The 2,551-nt window shown below is 43.8% G+C and carries 3 protein-coding genes and 1 pseudogene; 3 read left to right on the forward strand and 1 reads right to left on the reverse strand.

Features of this window, described 5'->3' with window-relative positions; all coding sequences use genetic code 11:
• The first annotated feature begins 274 nt into the window (after positions 1-274).
• From IM515_RS23040 to IM515_RS23050, 3 genes and pseudogenes are all read left to right on the forward strand, one after another.
• Positions 275-758, forward strand: a pseudogene (locus IM515_RS23040) (type II toxin-antitoxin system VapC family toxin).
• 2 nt (positions 759-760) lie between these two features.
• The gene (locus tag IM515_RS23045) at positions 761-946 is read left to right on the forward strand and encodes a hypothetical protein (RefSeq protein ID WP_002766158.1); all 186 of its coding nucleotides are present in this window, start codon (positions 761-763) and stop codon (positions 944-946) included.
• A gap of 521 nt (positions 947-1,467) precedes the next feature.
• Entirely contained in the window at positions 1,468-2,100 is a 633-nt protein-coding gene (locus IM515_RS23050; RefSeq protein WP_287633447.1) for a DUF305 domain-containing protein, read from the forward strand.
• Here the strand turns inward: IM515_RS23050 and IM515_RS23055 are convergent.
• Positions 2,097-2,276 carry a hypothetical protein gene (locus IM515_RS23055; RefSeq protein WP_287628319.1) on the reverse strand — a complete coding sequence of 60 codons (180 nt, stop codon included), beginning with the start codon at positions 2,274-2,276 and terminating at the stop codon, positions 2,097-2,099. The genes IM515_RS23050 and IM515_RS23055 overlap by 4 nt on opposite strands.
• Between the last annotated feature and the right edge of the window lie 275 nt (positions 2,277-2,551).

Consider the following 2,551-nt stretch of genomic DNA (forward strand, 5'->3'; position numbering starts at 1 on the left):
GATCGATTTTGGGGAACGCACCATGCAGATTGATTGCAGTGCGATCGCTGCTCTTGTAGGGTGCGTTCCCTACAGTGGCTCCTACTGCTCCAGCGATCGATTTTGGGGAACGCACCATGCAGATTGATTGCAGCTGTGGGTTTAAGTGTGATGGCGAAGGCACTGCGTAGCAGTACGCTGATCTTGTCGGTTGGGTTGACGGCTGTTACCCAACACCCTCAAAACCAAGATTAAATAAGGTAGGATAGACGTTGGATAGATTTTCTAGATTGCCGTGAATGGAAGCGTCTATATTGAAACAAGTATTTTTGGGCATTTAACCGCCAGACCCACTGACAATCTGATCGTTGCTGCTAATATCAAGATCACCCAGGATTGGTGGAACGAACATAGTAGCTCATTTACGCTTTACGCATCAGAGATCGTTGAAGATGAGGCAGCTAAGGGAGAGCCGATAATCGCCGCTCAACGGTTAAACTTGTTACAATCCCTAATGCTTCTCGAACTTACGGAAGATGCGTTTGAACTTTCGCAAGCGTTTCTGACTCAAAGCAATCTGCCCAAAGGCATCTAATGACGCTTTACATATGGCATTAGCAACCGTCTATAACTTAGATTATTTGGTAACATGGAACTGCAAGCACATGGCAAATGCCCAAATTCAGCGTAAGCTGGCTCAGATTAGTTCTGATCTCGGATATATATTGCCAGTTATTTGCACTCCTTATGAGCTTATTGGATATAACCTAGAGGTCTAGTCATGTATAAAAATGAAATTCTCGATGAAATTCACAAGTATAGAGAAGAATACGCTCAATCGTTTCAATATGACTTAAGAGCTATTTTTAATGACTTAAAGCAGAAGCAACTGGCTCATAAAGATAGATTAGTTAGGTTGCCAATTAAGCGAGCGTCTAACAAATCACTGCACCCGACCGCCTGCTAAAGCATTCAATGGAACCGCTAAATCTATAGTGCGATGCCGAAGGCACTGCGTAGCAGTACGCTATCTCCCTAGGGTGCGTTCCCTAATGTGGTTCCTACTGATCCGGCGATCGATTTTGGGGAACGCTCCATGCACATTAATTGCAGCTGTGGGTTTAAGTGCGATGGCGCACCTAAAAATGAGCGAATTTCTTGACAAATGAACTTAAATATGGTAATCAATCCCCCCAATTCGCTCCCAGTATGGCATCGTTTCTCATAAAGATGAAGTATAACTTAATTTTGTATCGGCCACCCTGTGGGATTTTCAAAATAACACGCTTACTTGTAATTTTATTAGGGAAAGTTTCTTGCGCTCTCTTCATTTGAGAGTAATATACGGAAAGATTTTTTTTAAAATGTGTATTTAGTATGAGATACGGAAACTTTCCGTATAATATTATGTAGTTAGACTGCTAATTTCTTGGTGAAGATAGTTCTGGTTACTTTTGGGTAAGTGCTATAGTATAGTGAGGTTTTTACATGGTTTTTCTCATGAAAAATAAAGCCATTATTGTGCTAGGGGCCGTTGCCGCTCTTGGACTGGCTGCAACCTCAACTTTACTTCTGACCGGTCCATCTGGAAATTCTCCAGATTCCGCCTCTGCTCAATTTTCTCCCAACGGCATGGGTATGATGCATCATATGCAGGTCAGTAGCGAGTTTAACTATCTTGCCCAAATGATTCCCCACCATCAGGAGGCAATCGATACCGCCCAGGTTATTCTGGCACGCACTAGTCGTCCTGAGATGAGGCAGTTTGCTCAAAAGATCATTCAAGTGCAAACTGCTGAAATTGCTCAGATGAAAAACTGGCTTAACGAGTGGTATCCCGGAAAGAATATTAGCGTCTCCTACGTTCCCATGATGCGCGATCTGAGTCAACTTCAGGGCGATGCCCTAGATCAAACTTTTTTACAAGATATGATTAAACATCATATGGGAGCCGTGATGATGTCGCAAATGCTCCTGAATCATAATCTGGTGAAGCATCAGGCTGTCCAGCCCTTTGCTGAGAACATTGCCACTAGCCAGCGCCAGGAAATTCAGCAGATGCAAACTTGGTTGATAGCTTGGTTTGGTGATCGCAATCCAATGGGTAGAATGCATCATTAGCTGGTATTGCGATCGAGATTTTGGGGGCGATTAATGTTTTGCTTCTGGTGTGCGGTCCAACAACCCCAATGCAGTGGGATGCCGAAGGCACTGCGTAGCAGTACGCCATCGCCGTAGGGTGCGTTCCCTAATGTGGCTCCTACTGCTCCACTGATCGATTTTGGGGAACGCACCATGCAGATTGATTGAAGTTGTGGGTTTAGGCGTTGTCAAATTGAAAGATGCTCGGCGTTGCTGACTTTGGGTATGAATCATTGCATCTACATTTTTTAAAACTCAGGCTCAAACTGACTTTTTGATATATGCACTCATTACTCACCGTTCGCTCATTTTTTCGAGTAAGAGAGTGTCAAACAGGTTGAAAAGCTTACCCAATAAAGGATTCAGCGACCCAGACTGACTCGGGTTCATCCCGAAGCAAAGTAAGTGGTAGTATAAATAGACTCCTCTA

Source organism: Microcystis sp. M44BS1 (genome assembly GCF_020244875.1).
GTDB lineage: Bacteria > Cyanobacteriota > Cyanobacteriia > Cyanobacteriales > Microcystaceae > Microcystis > Microcystis panniformis.